The 24772-nt window shown below is 26.4% G+C and carries 23 protein-coding genes; 13 read left to right on the forward strand and 10 right to left on the reverse strand.

The annotated features are described in order from the left end of the window. The 13 genes from ACZYT3_RS11535 to ACZYT3_RS11595 all read left to right on the forward strand — a co-directional run. A partial coding sequence (locus ACZYT3_RS11535) for an NAD-dependent epimerase/dehydratase family protein (RefSeq protein ID WP_464088768.1) occupies positions 1 to 870 on the forward strand: 870 nt, incomplete at its 5' end. Further along, a complete protein-coding gene (locus ACZYT3_RS11540; protein ID WP_464088769.1) occupies positions 863 to 1954 on the forward strand; it encodes a glycosyltransferase family 4 protein in 1092 nt (363 codons plus the stop codon). The genes ACZYT3_RS11535 and ACZYT3_RS11540, both read left to right, overlap by 8 nt. A gap of 81 nt (positions 1955 to 2035) precedes the next feature. Beyond that, entirely contained in the window at positions 2036 to 3151 is a 1116-nt protein-coding gene (locus tag ACZYT3_RS11545; protein ID WP_464088770.1) for a glycosyltransferase family 1 protein, read from the forward strand. After that, positions 3151 to 4239 (forward strand): glycosyltransferase family 4 protein, encoded by a 1089-nt coding sequence (locus tag ACZYT3_RS11550; protein ID WP_464088771.1) that lies wholly within the window; start codon positions 3151 to 3153, stop codon positions 4237 to 4239. The genes ACZYT3_RS11545 and ACZYT3_RS11550 overlap by 1 nt, the downstream gene beginning before the upstream one ends. A 6-nt stretch (positions 4240 to 4245) precedes the next feature. Then, positions 4246 to 5490: a hypothetical protein gene (locus ACZYT3_RS11555; RefSeq protein WP_464088772.1), complete on the forward strand. Its 1245-nt coding sequence runs from the start codon at positions 4246 to 4248 to the stop codon at positions 5488 to 5490. Beyond that, positions 5487 to 6620 carry a glycosyltransferase family 4 protein gene (locus ACZYT3_RS11560; protein ID WP_464088773.1) on the forward strand — a complete coding sequence of 378 codons (1134 nt, stop codon included), beginning with the start codon at positions 5487 to 5489 and terminating at the stop codon, positions 6618 to 6620. The genes ACZYT3_RS11555 and ACZYT3_RS11560 overlap by 4 nt, the downstream gene beginning before the upstream one ends. A 26-nt stretch (positions 6621 to 6646) precedes the next feature. Next, positions 6647 to 7579 (forward strand): ATP-grasp fold amidoligase family protein, encoded by a 933-nt coding sequence (locus tag ACZYT3_RS11565; protein ID WP_464088774.1) that lies wholly within the window; start codon positions 6647 to 6649, stop codon positions 7577 to 7579. A 2-nt stretch (positions 7580 to 7581) separates the two neighbouring features. Beyond that, the gene (locus ACZYT3_RS11570) at positions 7582 to 8778 is read left to right on the forward strand and encodes a glycosyltransferase (protein WP_464088775.1); all 1197 of its coding nucleotides are present in this window, start codon (positions 7582 to 7584) and stop codon (positions 8776 to 8778) included. Positions 8779 to 8789: 11 nt separating this feature from the next. Then, entirely contained in the window at positions 8790 to 9782 is a 993-nt protein-coding gene (locus ACZYT3_RS11575) for a GDP-mannose 4,6-dehydratase (RefSeq protein WP_464088776.1), read from the forward strand. Between the two features lie 14 nt (positions 9783 to 9796). Next, entirely contained in the window at positions 9797 to 11290 is a 1494-nt protein-coding gene (locus tag ACZYT3_RS11580) for a lipopolysaccharide biosynthesis protein (protein WP_464088777.1), read from the forward strand. A gap of 13 nt (positions 11291 to 11303) precedes the next feature. Then, positions 11304 to 11810, forward strand: a complete 507-nt coding sequence (locus tag ACZYT3_RS11585) for an acyltransferase (protein WP_464088778.1) — start codon at positions 11304 to 11306, stop codon at positions 11808 to 11810. Continuing rightward, positions 11807 to 12973, forward strand: coding sequence for a nucleotide sugar dehydrogenase (locus ACZYT3_RS11590; RefSeq protein WP_464088779.1), 1167 nt, complete (start codon positions 11807 to 11809; stop codon positions 12971 to 12973). The genes ACZYT3_RS11585 and ACZYT3_RS11590 overlap by 4 nt, the downstream gene beginning before the upstream one ends. Positions 12974 to 13012: 39 nt before the next feature. Further along, a complete protein-coding gene (locus ACZYT3_RS11595; protein WP_464088780.1) occupies positions 13013 to 14332 on the forward strand; it encodes a nucleotide sugar dehydrogenase in 1320 nt (439 codons plus the stop codon). Positions 14333 to 14557: 225 nt separating this feature from the next. On the opposite strand, the gene ACZYT3_RS11600 is transcribed toward ACZYT3_RS11595, so the two are convergent. The 10 genes from ACZYT3_RS11600 to ACZYT3_RS11645 all read right to left on the reverse strand — a co-directional run. Continuing rightward, positions 14558 to 15685, reverse strand: a complete 1128-nt coding sequence (locus ACZYT3_RS11600) for a polysaccharide pyruvyl transferase family protein (RefSeq protein WP_464088781.1) — start codon at positions 15683 to 15685, stop codon at positions 14558 to 14560. An 11-nt stretch (positions 15686 to 15696) separates the two neighbouring features. Further along, the gene (locus ACZYT3_RS11605; protein ID WP_464088782.1) at positions 15697 to 16719 is read right to left on the reverse strand and encodes a Coenzyme F420 hydrogenase/dehydrogenase, beta subunit C-terminal domain; all 1023 of its coding nucleotides are present in this window, start codon (positions 16717 to 16719) and stop codon (positions 15697 to 15699) included. An 18-nt stretch (positions 16720 to 16737) separates the two neighbouring features. Next, positions 16738 to 17979 carry an oligosaccharide flippase family protein gene (locus tag ACZYT3_RS11610; RefSeq protein WP_464088783.1) on the reverse strand — a complete coding sequence of 414 codons (1242 nt, stop codon included), beginning with the start codon at positions 17977 to 17979 and terminating at the stop codon, positions 16738 to 16740. Next, a complete protein-coding gene (locus ACZYT3_RS11615) occupies positions 17972 to 19342 on the reverse strand; it encodes a hypothetical protein (RefSeq protein ID WP_464088784.1) in 1371 nt (456 codons plus the stop codon). The genes ACZYT3_RS11610 and ACZYT3_RS11615 overlap by 8 nt, the downstream gene beginning before the upstream one ends. A 371-nt stretch (positions 19343 to 19713) precedes the next feature. Continuing rightward, positions 19714 to 20775: a glycosyltransferase gene (locus ACZYT3_RS11620; RefSeq protein ID WP_464088785.1), complete on the reverse strand. Its 1062-nt coding sequence runs from the start codon at positions 20773 to 20775 to the stop codon at positions 19714 to 19716. A gap of 3 nt (positions 20776 to 20778) precedes the next feature. Beyond that, entirely contained in the window at positions 20779 to 21591 is an 813-nt protein-coding gene (locus ACZYT3_RS11625) for a glycosyltransferase family 2 protein (protein ID WP_464088786.1), read from the reverse strand. Then, positions 21584 to 22165 carry a DapH/DapD/GlmU-related protein gene (locus ACZYT3_RS11630; RefSeq protein WP_464088787.1) on the reverse strand — a complete coding sequence of 194 codons (582 nt, stop codon included), beginning with the start codon at positions 22163 to 22165 and terminating at the stop codon, positions 21584 to 21586. The genes ACZYT3_RS11625 and ACZYT3_RS11630 overlap by 8 nt, the downstream gene beginning before the upstream one ends. After that, positions 22155 to 23156 (reverse strand): WaaS/CpsH family glycosyltransferase, encoded by a 1002-nt coding sequence (locus ACZYT3_RS11635; protein WP_464088788.1) that lies wholly within the window; start codon positions 23154 to 23156, stop codon positions 22155 to 22157. The genes ACZYT3_RS11630 and ACZYT3_RS11635 overlap by 11 nt, the downstream gene beginning before the upstream one ends. Continuing rightward, complete coding sequence (locus ACZYT3_RS11640; protein ID WP_464088789.1) at positions 23146 to 23994, reverse strand: NAD-dependent epimerase/dehydratase family protein; 849 nt, start codon at positions 23992 to 23994, stop codon at positions 23146 to 23148. Before ACZYT3_RS11640 ends, ACZYT3_RS11635 begins: the two co-directional genes overlap by 11 nt. Next, the coding region (locus ACZYT3_RS11645; RefSeq protein ID WP_464088790.1) for an NAD-dependent epimerase/dehydratase family protein at positions 23984 to 24772 on the reverse strand (789 nt) is incomplete at its 5' end. The genes ACZYT3_RS11645 and ACZYT3_RS11640, both read right to left, overlap by 11 nt.

The raw sequence follows: 24772 nt of genomic DNA on the forward strand, positions 1-24772 counted from the left end.
ATCATGAAAAGAATTCTGATCACCGGTAAAGGAAGTTATATAGGAACTCATTTCAGAGATGAGCTGTTGAAATATCCTGATAAATATGAGATTGAAGAATTAGAGATGAGAAATGATAAATGGAGAAATCATGATTTTTCATCTTATGATGTCATTTATCATGTAGCAGGACTGGCACACTCAACACCTGATGAGAGTCAAAGAAAACTTTATTATCAAGTCAATACTGATTTAGCTTATGAAACAGCAAAGAAAGCAAAAGAAGAGGGTGTAAAACAGTTTATTTTTATGTCTTCTATTATTGTTTATGGAAGCGGGAAAATTGGTGAAGATAGAGTCATCACCAAAGATACCCCACTGACTCCTGATAATTTTTATGGTGACAGCAAGAAGCAGGCAGAGATCAAGATAAGACCTTTGAAAGATGAAAGTTTCAAGGTTGTCATAGTACGACCACCCATGATTTATGGTCCAAACTCAAAAGGTAATTATCCACTAATGTCTAAATTTGCAAGAAAGACACCTATATTTCCTACACTTAGGAATCAGCGAAGCATGCTTTTTCTAGGGAATCTGATCGAATTTATACGACTAATGATCGATAACGAAGAGAGTGGAATTTACTTACCACAGAATCGCGAATATGTAAGCAGTGCGGAGATGATCAAGGAAATCGCAAAGATACATAATCATAAGATATGGTTTACAGGAATCTTCAATCCTTTTATCAAGCTTTTTAATAAACAGACATATATCAATAAAGTATTTGGGAATTTAACGATAGATAAAGAACTATCAAGATATAAAGAAGATTACAACAAGTATTCTTTTGAAGAATCGCTTCGATTGGCAGAGGGAAAAAATGAGTAAAGTTTTATTTTTAGTAAATCATGATATCGTAATTTATAATTTTAGGCTAGAATTAGTTGAAAAATTACTTTCTGAAGGACATAAAGTTGCCGTATGTTCACCATATGGCGAACGAATAGATGAACTTGTTAAGCTAGGAGTAGAATATTATGATATTTCAATTAATCGACATGGAATAAATCCTGTTGAAGAATTTAAGATATTGTTAGAATATAGAAAAATAATAAATAAGATTCACCCTGATGTTATTTTTGGTTTTACGATCAAACCTAATATATATGGAGCCATTGCTGCTAGAAAGGCGAAAATACCTTTCGTTGCTAATATTACAGGATTAGGTACGGCTGTAGAAAATCAAGGATGGAAGCAAAAATTAATAATTTGGCTTTATAAGTATGCTTTTAAAGATATACATAAAGTTTTTTTTCAGAATAATGAGAATATGCAGTTTTTTGCTGACAAAAAAATTGCTATTGGAAAGTATCATTTATTACCTGGATCGGGTGTAAATCTCGAGCGATTCCCGCTCAAAAAATATCCTCAAAGTAATACTTTAAAATTTGCATTTATAAGCCGTATCATGAAAGAAAAAGGAATTGATCAATATTTGGAAGCTGCTCAGGCAATTAAAAAAAGGTATCCAAACATTGAATTTCATATTTGTGGTTTTTGTGAACCAGAATACAGTGGAAAGCTAACAGATTTTAATAAGAATAAAATTGTAATCTATCATGGTCTAATACGTAATATTTCAGAATTTCTAGAAAACATACATTGTGTTATTCTCCCTACTTATTATCCTGAAGGAATTAATAATGTTTTATTAGAAGCATGCTCAAGTGGAAGACCTATTATCACAACTAATCGTAGTGGCTGTAAAGAAGTTATAGAAGATGGTGTAAATGGTTATATTATAAAAGCAAACGATTCAAAAGATTTAATAGAAAAAATAGAAAAATTCATTAATCTTCCGTATATTGAAAAAGTCAATATGGGGTTAGCAGGTAGAAAGAAAGTTGAAAATGAATTTGATAGAAATATTGTAGTATCCAATTACATGAAAATTGTTAATGAAGAAATATAATTTAAAATCACTTAGATTAATTTATTTCAACAATTTAATTTATCAAGCAATAGTTCAGAAAGTTAAAAAGAGGTATTTTAGATGATAAGAGTATTACACATGATTGGTGGATTAAATATAGGTGGTTCACAATCAATGGTTATGAACCTTTATAGAAAGATAGATCGTAACAAAATACAATTTGATTTCATTATAGACCACCAAGACGAATTATATTACGAAAAAGAAATAAAAGAATTGGGTGGTCGTATATATTATATACCAGCTTTTAATGGATTAAATTTATTATCACTAATTAAAAACTGGAATTCATTTTTTAAAGAGCATCCAGAATACAAAATTCTGCATTCTCATATTAGGAGTTATGCTTCATTGTATTTGCCGATTGCCAAAAGAAATGGTGTAATTACTATTATTCATAGCCATAGCACTTCAAATAGTACAGGATTAAAAAAATATGCAAAAACCATTTTACAATTTCCATTAAGATACCAAGCAAATTATTTTTTCGCATGTTCTCAGACGAGTGGTGAATGGCTATATGGAAAGAAAACCACAAAAAAAAGTAATTATTATATTTTAAAAAATTCTATTGATGCTTCAAAATACCGTTTTAATATGTCTAATAGAAATAAAACTAGAAAAGAATTAAATGTAGATGAAACATGTGAATTATATGGACATATAGGAAGATTTCATGAATCAAAAAATTATCCCTTTTTATTAAAATTATTCAATGCAATACACTTAAAAAATAAAAACACTAAACTTGTACTTTTAGGTGATGGTGAATTAAAAAAAGACATAAAAAAAATAATTAGATCCTATAATTTAAATGATTGTGTAATTTTGTTAGGCTTTAAAGAAAACATTGATCTTTATTTGCAAGCATTTGATTATTTTCTATTTCCATCATTATGGGAAGGATTACCTGTATCTCTAGTTGAAGCACAAGCTTCTGGTTTACCGTGTTTAGTTTCTAATACTATAACTAAAGAAGTTGATATTACACCCACTATACATTTTCTTCCTATAAATAAAGGTATTTCACCTTGGTTGACAAAACTTGATGAAATCACTAGCACAAGAATCGATACATATCAGTTAATCATCGACAGTGGTTTTGATATAACACATAATGTTAAATGGATATCGGATTTTTATAAAAAATGTTATGAGGAAAGTAGGTATTTATAGTGAATCGAAAAATTATATTCTATATTAATACTATAAATAGAGGTGGAGCAGAAAGAGTATTAGTAAATCTTGCAAATTATTTTTCAGATTTTAATTCTTGCATTTTTGTTACTTCATATTCAACATCAGAAGAATACGAATTGAAAAAAAATATAAAAAGAATAAATTTAGAAAACAAAGTAAATCACTTTAATAAAATAAGTCGAAACATTACAAGAATTCTTCGATTAAGGAAAATACTAAAACAAGAAAAACCAGATGTTATTATTTCATTCATGGCCGAACCAAATTATAGAGCAATTATATCTAGTTTAGGCTTAAATGTTAAAAAGATTATTTCAGTTAGAAATGATCCAAATAAAGAATATTCTGGAAAATTGAGTAAGTTTCTTGCAAAATACTTATTACCTATGGCGGATGGATGTGTTTTTCAAACAAAAGATGCTCAATTGTGGTTTCCCGAAAAATTACAAAATAAATCAACCATTATTTTTAATGGTGTTAATCATGTTTTTTATGAGGTAGATTATTCGCCTACAAAAAATTTAATTATATCTTGTGGAAGATTAGAAAAACAGAAAAATCACGAATTATTAATTAAGGCTTTTTCATTAATAAAAGATGACTATAAAGACATCCATTTATTAATATATGGAAAAGGAAGCCTTGAAAATAGATTACAATTATATATAAATGAAAACAACTTACATGAGCAAGTTATTTTAAAAGGATTATCTACTAATATACAGGAAGAAATGAAAAAAGCTGCAGTCTTTGTTTTATCTTCTGACTATGAAGGTATGCCAAATGCTTTAATGGAGGCACTTGCTATTGGTGTTCCAAGTGTTTCTACTGATTGCCCATGTGGAGGGCCAAAAATGTTAATAGAAAATAACATCAATGGAATTTTAGTTCCGATAGGCGATTCTTTATCACTAGCTAAAGGAATAAAAAGAATTTTAGATAATGAGCAATTTGCAGCATCTATTAGCAAAGAGGCAAAGCATAAAGCTTTAGAGTATAAAGCAGAAAATGTTTTCAAGGAATGGCATGATTATGTTGAATATATTATAGGAAAGAAGGAATGATTTATCATGAATTTGGCTAAAGAAAATAAATTACTTTCTTTTATATCTAAGTATGATAAATTTATAAAAATCTCTTTGTTATATTTTTTTGTTTTTGAAATTCAATTAAAATGTCTACCTACATTATTTTCAAGTCGTAAATTAGTTTTATTTACAGTAATACTTTATATAGTATTTTATAAAAGAAAACAATTAATTGGTATCATCTCATCATTTGTTACCAAATATATAAAAATAATTTTGATGGCTTTAATTTTTCTTTGTTTTTATACTTCTATTTTAGTTATTATAAATCAAAGTAATGGAAGATATATATTGAATCTTTTGGTATTCACTTCACTCTATGTATGTATTGCACCAATCTTTTTTTCTTGTATTTTTAAAAATAAAAATGAATTTATTAAATGTTATATTCTTGTTTGTTTATTTGAAACGGTGACAATTGTTTTGCAACAGACTTCACAAATATATAGAGAAATAGCTGATGCTATTTTTCTTAATGAATCAAATTATTCTTACTTATATATAGGTAGAGCTCAAGGTTTAGGTGCTTCTGGAGCATCCATAACTTTAATTTTATTTTTAGGTATGTTGAGTTGTTCTTATATGATTTTTTATAGAAAACATAAACTATTTTATTATATTTCTTTTATGTGGTTAATGTTTTCTAGTCTAATGTGTGGCATGACAGGTACTATTTTTGGAATCTTATTATTGATATATACAATATTTAACGATTTACATATTAATAATATAAAAAGAATATTAAGTATATGTTTAATCTTTTTAATTGCTGCAATTATTTTCTTATTGATATGTAAATTTATATTACCAGAATTATACATAAGAATAATTGAAAAATGGAAAAACGTATTTTCTTTTAATTCAGAATCATCAATATTTATTTTGTTTGGAATGGATATTCCTAGACTTTCTATAAGGACATTTTTTGGAACAGGCATTACAAGAGGTACTGTAGGTAATATTTCTTGTTATCATGACAGTGGATATATTCGTAGTTATTTTTCAATGGGAATCATTGGTTCTCTATTGTTTTATGGCAGTTTCTATTATTCAATGATTAAAATCATTATTTCTTGTTATGATAAAAAAGTAAAAATTATATTAGCAATACTTTTTTTAGTTATTATTATTTCTGAAGCCAAGGAACCTTTTATTATGCAATATTTCATGCCCTTTTACTTTTTTACTTTATATTTGTTATCAAAAAAAGGGAGTATCACTGTATGAAAATAGTATATTATTCTGATGCAAAGATCCCATCCAAAGAAGCAAATAGTGTTCATATAATGAAAATGTGTCAGGCATTTGCTAAAAATGGAAATGAAGTCATACTTCTTGCTCCAAATGTAAATTTATTAGAATGTGATGATATTTATAAATTTTATGGCGTTGAAAACTGTTTTAAGGTAATAAAATTGAAACAATTAAATATTAAAGGAGGTGCTTATTTATATGCACTTCGTGCAGCTTTATACATCCATAAAATAAAACCAGATATTGCTTATGGAAGGAGTATTAATATTTGCTATTTTCTATCTCTAATAAGCAATGTTAGATTCTCTTTAGAGCTCCATCAACCTATAGAAAGTTTAGGTAAATATCAGGTGTCATTTTTCAATCATATTTCAAAAAGCAAACACTTGGTAAAACTAGTAGTTATAAGTACGGCATTAAAAGAACATTTGTCGTTAAAAAATAAAATTGATAAAAATAAAATTATCGTTGCACATGATGGAGCAGATATGCCTAAAGAAGAAACATATGATATTACTCTAAATATTGATAATGAAAGATTAAAAGTTGGTTATATCGGTCAGTTATATCCTGGAAAAGGAATGGAAATTATTGCTCAATTGATCCAAAAAATGCCTAATACTGATTTTCATATCATAGGTGGTAACGATAGCGATATATCCTATTGGAAAAAAGTTGTAGGTAATGTTAATAATGCGTTTTTTTATGGTTTTGTTCCTCACAATGAAACGGTTGCTTATGGAAAACAAATGGGCATCTTATTAGCCCCCTATTTGAATAAAGTATATGGAGCATCATCCAAGAATAGCAGAAAAGAAAACTTAGCTAATTGGATGTCACCATTAAAATTATTTGAATATATGTCATTGGGCAAACCAATTATTTGTTCTGATTTACCTGTTTTAAGAGAGATTTTAACTAATAATGAAACAGCCTTTTTATGTAATTGTAATAACATCGAGGAATGGATAGAAAAAATACAGTTTTGTAAAAATAATCCAACAATTGCAAATAAAATTGGACAAAATGGTAAGAATCTATTTAATGAGAAATATACTTGGAATAAAAGAGCAGAAAAAATTATATTTGAATTATTTAATTAGATTTAAAAGAAAGAGCAGGAATTAATATGAATAAATTGAAACGGATAGCGGACAATCCTTATATTTTGTTCGGTTATTTAAATAAATTTATTGATTTTCGTTTTTTACCAGATAAAGTTTTTCTTAATTTAAAATATAGAGCATCATTTAATGAAAAATTAAATTTAAATAATCCTACAACATATAATCAAAAATTACAATGGTTAAAATTACATGATAGAAGGCCACTATATATAAAGCTAGTAGATAAATATGAAGTGAGAAATTATGTGAAAAATGTAATTGGTGAAAAATATCTTATTCCATTGATTAAATTATATTCAACATATGAAGAGTTTGAAACAATGAAAATTTCTGACCTTCCTGAACAATTTGTTATAAAGTGTACTCATGATTCTGGAAGTGTCATTATATGTAAAGATAAGAATAATTTTGATTTTGAAAATGCAAAATTGAAAATAAAAAAAAACTTAAAAAAAAATCAATATTACAAATGTAGAGAATGGCCATATAAAAATGTTCCTCCAAGAATTGTCATTGAACAGTATTTGAAAGACGTAGATAGTCAACATGGTCTATTAGATTATAAAATATTTTGCTTTGATGGAGAACCAAAATTTCTATACATTGCGAGTGATAGAGAAAAAGGGCCAAAAGAAGCAAAAGTTGATTTCTACGATTTCGACTTCAATAAACTAAATGTCAGACTTAGCAATCATCCTAGTTCGAGCTATCTGTTTGAAAAACCAAAATGTTTTGATGAAATAATCAGCATTTCAAGAAAACTTTCAAAGAATATACCACAAGTGAGATTGGACTTTTATGTAATTGATAATAAAATTTTATTTGGGGAATTTACTTTTTTTAATGGTGGAGGATTTGTTCCATTTGTACCAAGCAATTATGATAGCATATTTGGGAAATATATTAATATTTCAAATGTTTCGGAGGAAAAATAATTATGATTGATAAAAATGTAGCTATAATTTGTCCTACTTTATCAAGAGGCGGAGCAGAAAGAATTGCAGGACAATTAGCTAAAAATATATATGAAGAAGTTGATAAAGTATATTTATTTCTTTTTAATGGTAATGAAATCACTTATGAGTACAAAGGATCTGTTATTGATTTAGAATTAAGGAAGGCTGAACTAAAATATAAAAATAAATACATACGTTTTTTATATAAATATTTTTATTTAATTACAGAAATAAGGAAATTAAAAAAAAGATTAAAGATTGATTGCTCAATCAGTTTTCTGGATTATCCTAATATAATAAATATTTTATCAAATAATAAAAAATGCAAAACTATCATATCTGTTCGTAGTTTTAAATCAATACAAAAAAATATATATAGGTCAAGGTCTAAAAAAATTGAACTATTCTTAATGAAAAAATTATATAATAGAGCAAATTCAATAGTTGCCATATCTAAAGGTGTAGAAAACGATTTAGTTACAAATTTTAACGTTAATCAAAAATTAATACAAACAATTTATAATTTTTTTAATACTAATGAAATAAATAACAAATTAAAAGAACCCTTAGAACAAGAAATGGATCATTTTTTAAAAAATAAAAAGATCATAATTAATGTTGGTAGATTAGATGTACCCAAAAATCATAAATATTTAATAGAAGAATATTCTAGAATTTCTTCACTATATCCAGATTCGATCCTAATGCTAGTTGGTAGCGGGGTTTTAGAAAAAGATTTAAAACATTTTGTTTCAAATTTAGGGCTTACAGATAGAGTTATATTTATACCTTACACAAACAATCCATTTAAATATTTAAAGAAAGCTAGTGTTTTTGTCTTATCTTCCAACTTTGAAGGATTTGGTAATGTTATATTAGAGGCAATGTATTCAAAAGTACCAGTAATATCTACAGACTGCTTGTCAGGGCCAAGAGAACTTATTGCAAATAAATATGATTATACAAGAAAAATAAATTCTATGGAAATACATAATAATGGAATATTAATTCCTTGTGAAAAAGATGATAAAAAACATTGCATGAGTCAAGCAATATCATTACTTTTTGATGATGAAGCATTAAGAAAACAACTTATAGAGAATGCTTTTCATTTTGTAACAGAAGAATATGATCAGAGTAATATTTTATTACAATGGCTAAATTTAATTAATAAGTAAAGGAGAATAAAATGTTATATTTAATTACCGGAGGCGCCGGTTTTATCGGCTCACATTTATCAGAAGAATTAATGAATAGAGGTCATGATGTTATTTCTGTAGACAATTTTAATGATTATTATGATCCTTCACTAAAAGAAACTAATTTAAAATTAGTTGAAAAGACTGCTGAGAAAAATGGCTCTTACTATAAAATGTATAGAGGAGATATACGTAATAAAGAATTTATTAATAGTATCTTTGAGAATCATATTTTTGATGGCGTTGTATCATTAGCAGCAAATGCTGGAGTTCGACCATCAATTGATAATCCTAGTTACTATGTTGATGTAAATTTAATGGGATTGACCAATTTACTTGAAGCATGTCGTTTTCATAATGTAAGAAGCTTTGTATTTATTTCTTCTTCTTCAGTTTATGGAAATAATAAAAAGGTGCCTTTCTCAGAAAAAGATCCCGTTGATAACCCTATTTCCCCATATGCAGCAACAAAAAAAGCTGGTGAATTGTTATGTTATACCTATCATTCTTTATTTGATATGAATATTGCATGTCTTAGATATTTCACAGTGTATGGTCCAAGACAAAGGCCTGATTTGGCCATCAATAAATTTACTAGATTAATGCTTGAAGATGAATCGATACCCATGTATGGAGATGGATCAACAGCACGAGATTATACATATGTTAGCGATATTGTTGAAGGAACCATTCTTGCTCTAAATTATGTTATGAAAAAAGATAAACATATTTACGATATTTTCAATCTAGGTGGCAGTCACCCAATTTCATTAATTGATCTAATTAATGTAATTGGAAATACTTTAAATAAAAAGCCTAAAATAAAACAATTACCGATGCAACCTGGAGATGTAAATATTACATATAGCGATTTTTCACATGCGAAAGAAATATTAAATTATGAACCAAAAGTAAGGATAGATGAAGGGATAAAGAAATTTGTTGACTGGTATTTAGATAATAATGCTAAACAGAAAATTTGAAAGAGGTGTTCTCATTGAAAAGAAAATTAGTAATAAATAATGTTGTTTCCTTAATTAGTCAATTTATTACTGTAGTTTGTGGAATGTTTTTACCAAGATTGCTTTTATCAGCATTTGGTAGTACTTCTTATGGTTTAATGTCATCAATGAGTCAGATGCTATCTTGTATTTCTTTTTTAGATTTGGGTGTAGGATCCATTGTTCAAACATCCTTTTATAAACCATTGGCTAAACAAGATAATGTTGGAATCAGAAATATATATGGAAGTGCTTTAAAATACTTTAAAACAATAGCAAGAATATTTATAATATATATAATCTTTTTAATGTTTTACTATTCTTTTATAAACCAAAATGATTTTAGTCCCTTATATAATATTACATTATTAGTAGCTTTATCTATTAGTTCATTTGCTCAATACTATTTTGGAATATGCAATCAGTTATTATTAAATGCGGATCAAAAAGTATATATATATCAAATTATAAATTCCATTACTGTAATATTAAATTTAGTTTTATCTATTATTCTTATTAATATAGGATGTAATATTCAAATTGTTAAGTTGTTTTCATCATTATTATATCTAATAAGGCCGTTATATTTATCATTATACGTGAAAAAGCATTTTAATCTTGATTTAGAAAATTATGATGGAAAAAACTATATAAGAAATCAATGGAGTGGGATGATACAACATATTACAACGGCTGTAACTGATAGTGTGGATACAATTGTATTAACTAGCTTTTCAACACTTGTAAATGTATCTATTTACAATATTTATGTTCTTCCACTGAAACACATTAAGAATTTTTTAAATTCAGTAATAGTGGGATATAAGTCTTTTTTTGGTAAATTATTGGCTGAAGAAAAATATGATATTGTAGAAAGTGAATTTGATAAATTTGAATCGATCTTTCATTTCGTTATTCTTATCCTATTTTTAATTGTTAGTAAAGTATTATTGCCATTTGTGCTAGTATATACAAAAGGTGTGAATGATGCAAATTACGCAAATTACGCGTTTTCTTTATGGATTACTTCAGCTTATTGTTTTAATCTTCTTAAAATTCCCTATACAACTATTATCTTTTCAGCAGGTCATTTTAAAGAAACTCAATTATATTGTTTCATCGAATGCTTAATAAATATTGTAGTTTCTATTATCCTTGTGATAAATTATGGCTTAGTTGGAGTAGCTATAGGAACTTCATTATCTACAATATATAGGATGATAGCATCAGTGTACTATCTTAAAAGAAATATAATAAACAGATCTTATAAACATTTTATTAAGGTTTTATCAGCTGATTTAATTTCTTTGATTACATTCTATTTATGTACATTTAACATCAATATGACAGAACTATCTGTATTTAGTTGGGTTTGTTTTTCTACAATTATTTCTTTAATATGCATTGCAATTGTTTCCTTAATCTTTGTAGTTTTCTATAGAGATATTTTTTTATTGGCAATAAAAAAAGGAAGAAATAAATTAAATTAAAATTGGAGGAATTATGTCTGGATTTCTAAAAAAATTTTATAAAAGAAAAGATCCAAGTTTAACAATGTTTTATAAAAAAACTGGTGCTAATATTGGTAATAATTGTTCCTTTATTGGCTATAATATTAATTTTGGATCTGAACCTTATTTAGTAACAATTGGAAATAATGTAAGAGTCAGCTTTAACGTTACTTTTATTACACATGATGGTGGTGTTCATGTTCTTAGAAATGAATTACCTAACTTAACTATATATGGACCGATAACCATTGGGAATAATTGTTTTATAGGTGCAAATGTCACTATTTTGCCAAATGTTACGATAGGTGATAATTGCATAATAGGTGCAGGTAGTATTGTGACTAAAAATGTGAAAAATAATAGTGTTGTAGCAGGTGTACCTGCAAAATATATTTGTTCTATAGAAGAATATAAAAATAAAAATCGAGATAAATTTTCATATTTATTAAATAAAAGCTATGAAGAACGAAAAAGAATATTATTGGAGGGTAAAAAATGAAAATAGCAGTAGCAGGAACAGGATATGTAGGATTAAGTATTGCTACTTTATTAAGTCAGCATCATGAAGTAGTAGCATTGGATATCATACCAGAAAAAGTTGAAATGATAAATAAACGAGTATCTCCTATTCAGGATGAATATATTGAAAAATATTTAAAAGAAAAAGATTTAAATTTGAAAGCAACTTTAGATAAAGGGGTTGCTTTTAAAAATGCTGATTTTGTAGTTATTAGCACACCAACAAATTATGATGAAAAGTTAAACTACTTTGATACTTCTTCTGTAGAGGAAACTATCGTTTCAGTTATGAATATAAATCCGGATGCTATCATGGTAATAAAATCTACAGTACCAGTAGGATTTACAAAACAAGTAAAAGAAAAATACAAAACTAACAACCTTATTTTCTCACCAGAATTTCTAAGAGAAGGCAAAGCATTATACGATAATCTTTATCCTTCAAGAATTGTTGTAGGAGAAAAAAGTGAACGAGCAAAAAAATTTGCTGATTTATTGAAAGAAGGGGCACTGAAAGAAGATATTCCAGTGTTATTTACAAATAGTACTGAAGCAGAAGCGATTAAGCTTTTTGCGAATACGTATTTAGCGTTAAGAGTATCCTATTTTAATGAGTTAGATACATATGCTGAACTAAAAGGTCTAAACTCTAAAGATATTATTGAAGGTGTATGCTTAGATCCTAGAATTGGTAATCATTATAATAATCCTTCATTTGGATATGGTGGATATTGTTTACCAAAAGATACAAAACAGTTGAAAGCAAATTATAAAGATGTACCAGAAAATTTGATAAGTGCTATTGTCCAGAGTAATAGTACAAGAAAAGATCATATTGCACAGATGATCATAAATAAGCAACCTAAAATTGTTGGAATTTATCGATTAACAATGAAAAGTGGATCTGATAACTTTAGGGCAAGCGCAATCCAAGGAATTATGAAACGAATCAAAGCTAAAGGTATTGAAGTAGTTGTGTATGAACCAACACTAAATGAAGATACCTTTTTTAATAGTAAAGTAATTAAAGATTTAAATGAGTTTAAAGAAATATCTGATGTAATTATTGTTAACCGAATGAATGATGAATTAAAAGATATAAAAGATAAAATTTATAGTAGAGATTTGTTTATGAGAGATTAGTAATAAAAAATTTATCTGTCATATTGAGGAGGAATAAAAATGTCATTATATGAAAAAATAATTAATAAAGAGGAAAATATTTCACTTGTTGGTTTAGGTTATGTAGGAATGCCTATTGCAGTAGCATTTGCTAAAAAAGTTAATGTTATAGGATTTGATTTAAATGCAAAGAAAATTGAAATGTATAAATCAGGTATAGATCCTACCCATGAAGTTGGCAATGAGGCAATTAAAGAAACAAAGGTCTATTTTACTTCTGATGAGAAGGATCTGAAAAAAGCTAAATTTCATATAGTTGCTGTTCCAACGCCTGTAAATCAAGATAAAACTCCAGACTTAAATCCGGTTATAGGTGCCAGTGAAATTGTTGGCAGAAATTTAACGAAAGGCTCAATTGTAGTTTATGAATCTACAGTTTATCCGGGAGCAACAGAAGATATTTGTATTCCTATTTTGGAAAGAGAATCGGGCTTAAAGTGTGGCATTGATTTTAAAATTGGATATTCTCCTGAAAGAATTAATCCAGGTGACAAGATACATAGATTAGAAAATATTAAAAAAATTGTTTCAGGCATTGATGAAGAAGCTTTGAATGAAATTGCTAACATTTATGAACTAGTTATTGACGTAGGGGTTCACAGAGCATCATCTATTAAAGTAGCTGAAGCAGCAAAAGTCGTTGAAAATAGTCAACGCGATATAAATATTGCCTTTATGAATGAATTGGCTATGGTATTTGACCGTATGGATATTGATACAAACGAAGTAGTAGAAGCAATGAACACAAAATGGAATGCATTAGGTTTTAGACCTGGATTAGTTGGTGGGCACTGCATTGGTGTAGATCCATATTATTTTGTATATAAAGCTGAAAATTTAGGTTATCATAGTCAAATAGTAGCAGCAGGACGTAAAGTAAATGATGGAATGGGTGAATTTATTGCTGATTCCATTATAAAAAAATTAATATTAACCAACAAAAAAGTAAAAGAATCAAAAGTTGCTATTTTAGGTTTAACATTTAAAGAGAATTGTCCAGATACACGAAACTCAAAAGTTGAAGATATTGTTAAAAGATTACAAGAATATGGTGTAAGTCCTATTGTTGTTGATCCATGGGCATCAAAAGAAGATGCAAAAAAAGAATATAATATTGATTTAACAGAGTTTAATGAATTGAAAAATTTGGATTGCTTAGTTTTTGCAGTAGCACATAATGAATTCAAAGAATTAAAATTAGATGAAATAGATAAATTATTTAAGCCATTACCAAATAATGAAAAAATTTTGATTGATGTTAAGAGTATTTTTAAAATTAACGATTTAAATAAAACTGGATATACATATTGGAGATTGTAATTTATAACTATCTTTAATTGATAATAAATAAAATATATATACATAAACTGTAAAAAATATACCCTGTAAGGTTTACACTAGTTTTAGTGTTTGCCCTACAGGGTATATTTTTACGTAATAATTGTCATTTGTACAGTTTTTATATAAAGTATAATCTTTTAAATTCATTTATTAAAATTTTCAAACGTATTATTTAATATACTATTGAATAAAATACGAATTAAATTACTTAAGTTTATTTAATGCATTTGAAAGATATAAATTTGATTTTTTTCTTTCTTTGTTTAAAATTTGGTCGATAGTATTATAATTTATATTTTCTATATATAATTCATCTACTTTATCTAATGAAGTTTTATATCTATTTTCTAGATTTAATAATTGTAGAAGTGAAATTAATCTTGTTTTTTGTTCCGGGACTGTAACATAATTTCTTTCTAAAACTAAAAAATTCTTCTTGAAAACAATAGCAAACTCTGTACCATGTAAAGAATCAGTTAAAACATATTCTGAATTGGCTATTAAATTTACAAACTTTTCAGGTCTCGCCTCAATAGTTTCTCTATCTATATTTTGTTTTTTCCCTGAATTTATTAAAATCATTTTTGTGCCAACTTTTTTTTCTATATTTTGAATTGTTTCTATATAATTACTAATATCACCTATAAAATATCCCACTATATATTTATTTGTATTTGATGTTATAAACTGATTCCAAAAACTATTTTCAACTAGTAATACAGGATCAAGTACTTGAGGCACCTCAATATTCAAGAGATTTTTGATAATTTCTACTCCACTATTTTCACGCACAGAAATATTAGAAAATTCTGATAGATATTTTATTAGTCTTTTTTTATTATACCATGGTATTGTTTGACTGCCAAAACTAGGTGCATATGCAATTCTTTTATCAGGAGATGTAAAACGTAAATAATAAAGTTCATGTAGTCCAGGGGCTGAAAGTTGCCAAACTTGGTCACTTCCGCAAACAAAACCAGAGAAATAATCTTTATCATTTAAAATATCTGTTTTAGACAATTTTAGATATTTATACATAAAATCATCAAACTTTTGCTTTTGACTACTGCTTATATTGGCTACGAATTTGTTTCCTTTTAGTTTAGTAGATATAGTACTAAAAAATAAAAAAGGGCTTTTTAAACTTGTTAAAATTCTATTTCTATATGTCTTTTTCTTTATTTCAGAGAAACAAGACTGTGTATCATCCAAGTAATCTATAATTTCGGATTCATATCCTAGTGAATTAATTTTTTCTGATAAAGCATAAGCTTGTAAAATTGATCCGTAGTTATAAATTTTATAGTAAGTAACAATTCCTATTTTTTTCATATTAAAGTACCTCATATTTTATAAAGATGAAATTTAATTGCAAACTTTTTTAAATAAAATCTGACAAACTGTCTGACATTCATACTTCCGTATTTTTTTAAAACTTTTTTAATTCCTTTATTTTTATATAAATTCCAGAATTGATCATACTCTTTCGGTGGCTTATGACCATTAACTAAATTTTGCTGATTACTTATAACAGTTTCCTTAGCAATCTCTTTAATATATCCATATTGACTAATAAAAGATAAAACTTGTTCAGATTTCTCTGAATTTGAAATAATTAACGATACACCATATTTTGTATCTATTTTTCCTTCCGATGCTTCTATTCCCCAGCAATCACCTAAAGTAATATCACCAACACGATTTAGATTTGAAAATTGACAACTAAAACAAGATTTGCGAATAATATAACCATTTAGGTATAAAATTGGAAAATTACGAAGAATTAAAGTGTTTTTTAATTCCTTTCCATTTATAAATTTAACGTAACTAGGATAACCTTTCCAACCCTGGTTTTTATCTCTAAATTTATATTGGATAATTTCAGAATTATATTTTTTTGATAATAAAGAAACAAAATTTTCAAAAAAATCAACATTTCCTGTTCCATGACAAATTAGATCAATGAAAAAAAATCGATCTTCATTATATTTTTTTATTTTTAAATAATTCCTTATTGCAGAAAGTTGACAAGGCAAACCTGAAATAACTATATACATTCCATTATTTACATCTTCATCTATATATTTAAATACGTTTTTTATGTCACCTGCTATATATTTAGAACCAGAGAATTTTAAACAATCTTGATATTTATAACTTTTTGTTATTTCAGCATGAATATTTGGTTTGTATTTCATTTCACAACCATAAACAACAACATTTTCATGCAAAGAGAATATAATCTTAACTATTGATAAAAAAGCTCCACCAGAGGATGAATCTTTGATTTCATTCAAGTTTTTATTAATATAAGCAAAGTATTTATGACTTGTTGTAAGTTGATTTTCTATTTTTTTTCTTGACATAGTTCTCCTCTTTACAGTTTAATCAGAAAATTCATTTCTGTACTTAAAAACATATATGGCTCGTAATATAAAGATAAAAAATTCAGTTATACTACGAGTAATTGCAATTGAGTAAATATTGAATCTATTTAACAAAATTAATATACATAATCCTGTAACATGAATGATAGCAGAAAGGATTGTTGTAAATGTCACTTCTTTTTCTCGATCAATTGCACCTAAAGTAGGCCAACCTAAAATAATTGCAGGGAAACCAAATAATAGTACTAAAAGTAATCCTCTAAATACGCCAACAGAAGAATAATACTGACTACCATTTATTATATTAATTATCATCGGTGCAGAAAAATAACAGAATATTACGCCTGCTATAGTAATTGGGATAAAAATATACAATACTTTTTTAATTAAACCAAAAGACTTCGTTTTAACCATTGTAGGATAAATACCATTAGATATTGGATTATACATACTTTGAACAGCAGATATCAGAGTATAGGCTACACCCCAATATGCTACATCATCTGCTGTTAAAAACAATCCAATTAAAAACGTATTAATTAAAGTAAATGCTGTGCTTGCAATATCAGAGAAAAAATACACTGCAGATCTTTTAATTTCATTAAAAGAAGATTTAATTAAATGAATATTCACATATATATGAATATTTTCCTTTTTTAAGTAAAGTATAGTTGATCCTATTGCAACAAAACTAGATAAGATATCAAAAATAGGAATCAATATCAAATTATTATCACTTTTAACAAATAATAATGTCAACACAGTGCTTATAATTTTAACAATAATAAATCGTATTGTTAAAATATGCATTTTTTCAATCCCACGAAAATAATAATCAAATAAGAAAATACTTAAAATAATTGGAAATATAGAAAGAATTGAAAAAGTAACATTATTGTTTAAAATCGGAATCATAATGATCATAATAATATAAACAATGAAACAGATAAAAGAAAGAATAATTTTTGCAAAAGTTACTCTGCTGCATATTTCAGAAACTTCTTCTTTTTTATTTACAATTCTTGCAATATCTTTTGTAGCTGATAATAAAAATCCAAAATCTACAACCAATTGCATATAATTAGTACAGCTTTTTACGTAAGTTAACTGACCATAAGAAGATACACTTAATACTCGAGTTAAATATGGAAAAGTTAATAAAGGTAACACTAATTTAGCAAAAGTTAGTATATATAACATAACAGTATTATTAATAGTATTTTTATTAACGCTATTCATAACATACCTCCTTGTCATCAGCATATACTTCTGGTTCATTTGCATATAAAATAAGCATTACTATATAAATAGCTTGTGGAAAAACAAAAGTATTAATGCTTCCATGAACCATAAATGAAACTAATAATACTAATAATATATAGTAGATTTTTTTTATATTGACATTTACAAGAGATATCTTAATCCCCATCGTATATACTATTATACCAATTAGTCCAAAATTAGATAATAATGAAAATAAGGATGAGAAACCATATGTAGTACCCAAACCAGCACCAAATAAAGGTCTCATAAAAAAAATTTTAATCATTTCAATTGAACTATATATACGAACTGTTTCTGAGTTAAAATCCATTTTGCCTTCTAATAAGATATTTACTATGTTAACTAACCGCATTATATAATAATGTCCGGTATTACTTATTAAAAATACAACAATACATAAACTCAATATAATAAATATAGATAAAAAAATATTTTTATATTTATTGTATAATTCTATAATATGTCTTATATGCCTACATAATAATGCAAATAATAAAAGCACGAATAATAGATAAAATAACATACTTCCTGTAAAAAATCCAATTATAAAAATTACACAATATTTTTTTAAAATGTTGATTAGATTTTTGTCAGAAACTAGTATACCTAAAGATAAATAGAATAAAGACAATGCTAATGAAGAAGGTTCTGTACAAAGGCCATATATTGTTATTAAATTACCTCTTTCAAGGATCGAAGATGTATCTGCTCCAACTCCAAATAGACTATCTCTAATCTGATAAAAAATAGTTTCACCATAAATTAATTTTATTACTACTTCAGCAAGTATTATAACTAGCAATATTTTAAAACTGATGTCTATAAATTTCTTAAACATTTCTTTGATTTCTTTTTTGGTAAAATAATTAAATATAGCAAAAAGTGTTAAGAAAAATAGAATAAAATATCCATCATAAATTACGACATATCTATTAAAAGATGGACTAACCCCTATGTTATTAATAAAATAATCATACCAAAGGTAAGGTAAGCATACTGTTTTATAATTTAAAGGATTCAGAATTAGTAGAATATTATTTAATATTATTAAAGCAATTAAAACTAATAGTATTATCATTTGCTTTTTTGACAATTTTGTTTTTGTAATGATTATATATATAGATATGATATATAAAAGATATAATAAAATTTCATATGGTCTAAATGATATAAAATTTAAATCTATACTTAGACCAATATCACAAAACAATTTAAAGAATATAGTTTCCATCAATAAATATTTATAGATTTTTTTTAAATCAAACTTTATAAACTGATATATTAATAAAAGGAATAACAATAATGTAAATATATTCATTTTAATTTCTCCTAAACTAATTAAATCATATGATTTTTAATAATTGAAATCTGCTTTAATAAAAAAGATGCTATGCAATTAATTGAAAATACCAATAAACATAGCATGTAATTTATTTTTTTAAAATTCTTTTTTTATGTTAATATTTTCTTTATAAAAAAGAGTCGTTCTCGTTTATCATAAAAATTGGAACAATTGAGAAACTTATAAAATTATATAATTTGTAATAATCCAAGAAGTTATGTTATTAATTTTCAAGCCACTCCAACTACACAATTTTGAGTTGATGCATACGTTAAATAACGCTAAAAAAGCTATTATTCTTAAATAATTTATTCATATCTAGCTTTTTTATTCACATTGCCATTTCTTTAGTTAAACACTTTTCTAAAAAGCATTATAATTTTATCATTATTCCAATTTCGAATTGTTTTTATTGCTTCTACACCCATTTCATATCTTTTTTCTTTATCATTCATAAGTTCATATAACATCTTTTTATATTCTTCAGTGTTATAACAAGGAATTAAGAATCCATTTCTTCCATTGATAATAATATCCCTTGGGCCACTAGGACAATCGAATGAAATACATGGATTTCCATAAGACATCGCTTCCGTTAAAACCATTCCAAAACCTTCCATTTTTGATGTAAAAGCAAAAATACTTCCTTTTTTGTAATATTCTTCTATTTTTGGAGTGGCATCAATCATTTTAATATTATATGCATTAATATCCTTAATATATTTTTTCAATTCACTTTTTAAATCTCCTGATCCAATGATATAAAGTGACCAATCATTTATTTTATTTTCATCACATAATTCTTTCCACATTTTTATTAATAATTTTTGCTGTTTGTCATGAGTTAATCTACCAACATTTAAAATAATTTTTTCCTTTTCTAATACGGTATCACTGTATTTATTATTAATTAAATGAGGAATATATACTACTGGATAACCTAACTTTTTATACTGCTCAGTATCCATTGTAGTAAATGCTATTAAACAGTGAATTTTTGGGAAAATAATACTCTTAATTTTATTATATATAGCATTACTAGCATAAAAGGAACCGTGTTCAGTTGCAACTAATTTTTTTGTATATTTTTTTCCACATAAATATACTTCTAGAGATTCTATAATAGTTGCAGTATATATATAATCAAAGTCATGATTTGAAAAAAATTTTTTTAAATTTTTCCTGCTACTTAAAATATTTTTGATACTTCTATTTTTACTGTTTTCCTCCATAACATGTAAAGTATCGATTTTTACTTTAGATTCAATATAAAAATTAGTAAGAGTTGAATCTTTTGTCAATATTGTTATATCATAAAATGGAGAAAGAGCGTTTACAGTATTTGCAATAACTCTTTCTACTCCACCAAATCTATTCATGCTTTTATAATAAAAAATAATTTTTTTCATTTATTATCCTTTCAATTTTGAAATAATAATCCTTCTAATATATTTCAAATAATAGAAGGATTTAATACAGTAATAAAAACAATTACTTATCCATTTGTTTTCTTTTAACTCATTCAAATTTTTTAGGTTTCCTTCATGCATACCTTTAAGGTTTGCAGATAACCCCCACTCACCAAATCCTCTTTTTCCATATCCATAATCAATCACTTGTTCAGGTAAATGATAATATTTGTAATCATGAGCAATTTTTAAAAAGTAGTTACCATCTTCGGCATAACGTTGATTTTCATCAAAGCCGCCAATTTCATCAAAAATTGATTTTTTCATGATAACTGTTGATGGCTGAGATATACTTTTTATACATATATCTTTTATAGAAGGAGAATAGAGTTTTGTGATTTTTTTAAACAATATTTTTAAAGGTTTATCATTCATGTTACAGCTTAAAAAATCAATATCATAATTTTTAATAATGTCTAATTGTATTTCTAATTTTTTTGGTAACCAGCGATCATCTGAATCACAAAAAGCAATCCAATTTCCACTACTAGATTTCATTCCCATATTTCTTGCAGATGAAACACCTCCATTTTTTTTATCAATCAATTTAATATTCAAACAACTTTCTTTTGAGTGTTTTTCAACCAATTCTTTTGATTTATCAGTTGACCCATCATTAACTATAAGAATTTCTTTGATATGATTCTTATCAGTTTGATTTTCAATGCTGCATATTGTATCTATAATGGTTTTTTCAGAATTAAACATTGGTATAACAACACTTATTTCAATACTATCAGATAATTTTTTAGTCATATTTTATCCATTCCTTTAACTCATTGTTGTAAAGTTTTATAAATTTGACGGGTACGCCAGCAGCTATTGTATTATTTGGTATATTTTTTGTTACAACACTATTCGCACCAATAATACATCCATCGCCTATATGAACACCTGCTAAAATAACTACATTTTCTCCTATCCAGACATTGTTGCCAATAACGACTTCATCACTTATTAGTTTTCTTTTATTTGGTGGTATTGAAGGTAAGTCCTGATCAATACCTTTATATGATCCATGACTCGTATCACTAATAAATACTTTTGATGCAATCAATACATTATTCCCAATTTGAACATTATTTAAAGCAACAATATGTGTCATATCTCCAAATTCACAATTATCGCCTATAAATAATGTTTTTTTATTTCCATCTAGATCAAACCGGCAAAATCTACCAAGTGTTAGATTTTTTCCACCAACAATACTTTTTTTTCCTCTAATATAAACAGGACGTCTTATTAATCGTGCATGTTTAAAAAATAACTTTGTTAATATTAAAGAATAAACATTTTTTGTAAATTCTGAAATTGAATATTTATTGCTCATTGTTTTCACCTAAAACATCTAATATCCATTGTTTAATTGAATAATAGTTATATATCTGATCTTCTAATTTTTTATATTTTCTTTTAAATATTTCTAAATCTAGATTAATATTAGTTCTATCAATCACAGAAATATTTTCATTGCAAAAAAAATCGTAATTCTTTATATCCTGATTCGTAGTAACCATTTTTTTATTCATACCAATCATTTCAATTGTACGCATAGTTAAACCTGTTTGATTCGGATGCTGAATGTCAAGAATAACTTTAGTATCTGCAACAATTTTAGATATCTCATGACTAGAAATCTTATCAAACCTAAAATCTTTAATCCTTGTATTTCTAAATTCTTTCTTTGTAAGTTTATAAAAATAGTAAATGAACTTACTTTGCAAGAATGGATATAAATATAACTTTAAACTGTTAGAATCACAAATTTTCTTAATTTCTTGAATAATTTTATATCTGTCGGAATGTATTGTGCCTATAAAACATAAATCATATTTATAGTTTTTTTCATTTTCTATATCTAAACGATATTCATCTAAATAAAATAGGGGTCTGAAATTGAATTTATATATATTACAATCATTGCGATCAAATGAATAAATTGAATCGAAATAATCTAATTTCTTTTCTACACCTTTAACATTTTTAACAGAATCATAAAAATAAAGATGGAAAGATGCAGTATTAAAAATTTCCCTTAATTTTTTTAGAATTGAAACTGGAACCATTTCAGCTTTTACAAATAATACGACATCATATGAGTTATTTTTAATCTTGTCTAAAATTCCTAAATAATATGATTCACTTTTCTTAGTAAATAAATCGGGATTGATCTTTAATAAAGCTTTTTCATAGCTTTTGCTAATCGATCTTTCATCATAAAAATCAACAATAGCTCCCATATCTTCCATCTTAGCTTTAATTTTTAATTCATATCCGAAGAAAGAAGGACAGAAAAACAATATATTTTTATTATTCAACATGATTTAAATTCCTCTGTATTTCATTTATTTTTTTATTATCTCCCCATATAGCTTTTGAATCATACGGACGATCAGGAAATTTACCATATTGAAGTTTGATATCATAATGATTATCTTTAATGAATCTTTCAACTCGATCAGATAATTTTTCTGGCCTTCCGGAACAAATATTAATGATTCCGTTAATTTTATCTTGGCTTACTGTATCACTTACTTGTTGAGCAAATAAATCATAGTCTAAAAAATCAAATTGATTTAATCCTAGTGTAAAAGGAAATTCTTTTTCTCCCTTAAGAACTGCTTGAGCAATTTTTGAAAAAATTGAGCAACCACTAGTATTATTACTTACAATATAGAATCCTCTTAACCACTGATAAATTACCTTATTGTTCTTACATTCTAATTCTACAGCCTGCCTTAGAGCATTTTTACTAATACCATAAAGACTTTGTGGATTGGTTGGAGTATTTTCATTAACGCTTCCTTCAAAGAAACCAACTTCATGCATACTTCCCAATACAGCAATATGTTTGCACCCGCTATCTATCATTTTTTTTGTAAATAAAAAATGATTTGGCAAATCATTAATATGATTCAATGAATTATGAACAAATCCATCGCGCCAAGCTAAATGCAAAAGGATATCAGGCTGATCAAAATAAGTAAAAGGATCGTCTAATTCAAAAATATTACCACACATTATTTTTGCACGTTTATCAATTTTATCATCCGTAAAATCTGTTGCGATAACATCAAATTTTCTATTAATCAATTCAGTGACAATACCTTGTCCTAAAAAACCATTTGCTCCTGTTACTAATATCTTTTTATTTTCCATATATCAAGTCTCCAAAACACTTTGTTACTAACCCCACTTTTCCAATCATAAGCTTGATTATCGGATTAAAAAGTGAAGTATAGAAAACAAAGATGCCTCCTTTTTCCATCTTTTCTTTTACTATTTCATATGTACACATATATTCATCATTCTGAGGAAGGTAGATTCCACCTGCTTCTTCATCAATGTATTTCTTGATAAACTCTACAAGCTTTTCAACTGTAATAGAGCTGCGTTGATTTTTTATCGTAGGAAATATATGCACTTTTTTTACTGCTTTAAATAACTTTGTAAGATTTCCCGGTGAATGATCACCATATACCATCGGCGGTCTTACGATACATACTTTAAACGATCCATCTTCCAATCCACGCAAAAGCTTTTCTGCTTCATACTTGCTGATTCCATAGTAGGTATTAGGATTACATGGTGTAGATAAATCGATCGGTGCATCTGAATAATTCAATCCATAGACACTCATCGATGACATGAATATAAACTGACTCACGCCTTCTTCCTTTGCTTTCTTTGCTGTTTCATAAGCCAAGTCTCTGTTTACCTGATAGTAAAGCTGTTCATTTTCTTTCACTTCCTTGATATGAGCGATTCCTGCTACATGATAAATGACATCATAAGATGAAAAATCATGATTTCTCCATTCATCATTTCTCATCTCTAATTCTTCAACCTCATATTTATCAGGATATTTCAACAGCTCATCTCTGAAATGAGTTCCTATATAACTTCCTTTACCGGTGATCAGAATTCTTTTCATGAC

It is taken from the genome of Traorella sp. mt218, from assembly GCF_055420025.1.

Bases quoted from the DNA above. Each gene is read 5' to 3' on its own strand.
- ACZYT3_RS11585 (WP_464088778.1), top strand. From the start codon at position 11,304: ATGTCTGGATTTCTAAAAAAATTTTATAAAAGAAAAGATCCAAGTTTA.
- ACZYT3_RS11595 (WP_464088780.1), top strand. From the start codon at position 13,013: ATGTCATTATATGAAAAAATAATTAATAAAGAGGAAAATATTTCACTT.
- ACZYT3_RS11555 (WP_464088772.1), top strand. From the start codon at position 4,246: ATGAATTTGGCTAAAGAAAATAAATTACTTTCTTTTATATCTAAGTAT.
- ACZYT3_RS11640 (WP_464088789.1), bottom strand. From the start codon at position 23,994: ATGGAAAATAAAAAGATATTAGTAACAGGAGCAAATGGTTTTTTAGGA.
- ACZYT3_RS11575 (WP_464088776.1), top strand. From the start codon at position 8,790: ATGTTATATTTAATTACCGGAGGCGCCGGTTTTATCGGCTCACATTTA.
- ACZYT3_RS11590 (WP_464088779.1), top strand. From the start codon at position 11,807: ATGAAAATAGCAGTAGCAGGAACAGGATATGTAGGATTAAGTATTGCT.
- ACZYT3_RS11615 (WP_464088784.1), bottom strand. From the start codon at position 19,342: ATGAATATATTTACATTATTGTTATTCCTTTTATTAATATATCAGTTT.
- ACZYT3_RS11630 (WP_464088787.1), bottom strand. From the start codon at position 22,165: ATGAGCAATAAATATTCAATTTCAGAATTTACAAAAAATGTTTATTCT.
- ACZYT3_RS11600 (WP_464088781.1), bottom strand. From the start codon at position 15,685: ATGAAAAAAATAGGAATTGTTACTTACTATAAAATTTATAACTACGGA.
- ACZYT3_RS11620 (WP_464088785.1), bottom strand. From the start codon at position 20,775: ATGAAAAAAATTATTTTTTATTATAAAAGCATGAATAGATTTGGTGGA.
- ACZYT3_RS11570 (WP_464088775.1), top strand. From the start codon at position 7,582: ATGATTGATAAAAATGTAGCTATAATTTGTCCTACTTTATCAAGAGGC.
- ACZYT3_RS11635 (WP_464088788.1), bottom strand. From the start codon at position 23,156: ATGTTGAATAATAAAAATATATTGTTTTTCTGTCCTTCTTTCTTCGGA.
- ACZYT3_RS11610 (WP_464088783.1), bottom strand. From the start codon at position 17,979: ATGAATAGCGTTAATAAAAATACTATTAATAATACTGTTATGTTATAT.
- ACZYT3_RS11545 (WP_464088770.1), top strand. From the start codon at position 2,036: ATGATAAGAGTATTACACATGATTGGTGGATTAAATATAGGTGGTTCA.
- ACZYT3_RS11540 (WP_464088769.1), top strand. From the start codon at position 863: ATGAGTAAAGTTTTATTTTTAGTAAATCATGATATCGTAATTTATAAT.
- ACZYT3_RS11605 (WP_464088782.1), bottom strand. From the start codon at position 16,719: ATGTCAAGAAAAAAAATAGAAAATCAACTTACAACAAGTCATAAATAC.
- ACZYT3_RS11625 (WP_464088786.1), bottom strand. From the start codon at position 21,591: ATGACTAAAAAATTATCTGATAGTATTGAAATAAGTGTTGTTATACCA.
- ACZYT3_RS11565 (WP_464088774.1), top strand. From the start codon at position 6,647: ATGAATAAATTGAAACGGATAGCGGACAATCCTTATATTTTGTTCGGT.
- ACZYT3_RS11560 (WP_464088773.1), top strand. From the start codon at position 5,487: ATGAAAATAGTATATTATTCTGATGCAAAGATCCCATCCAAAGAAGCA.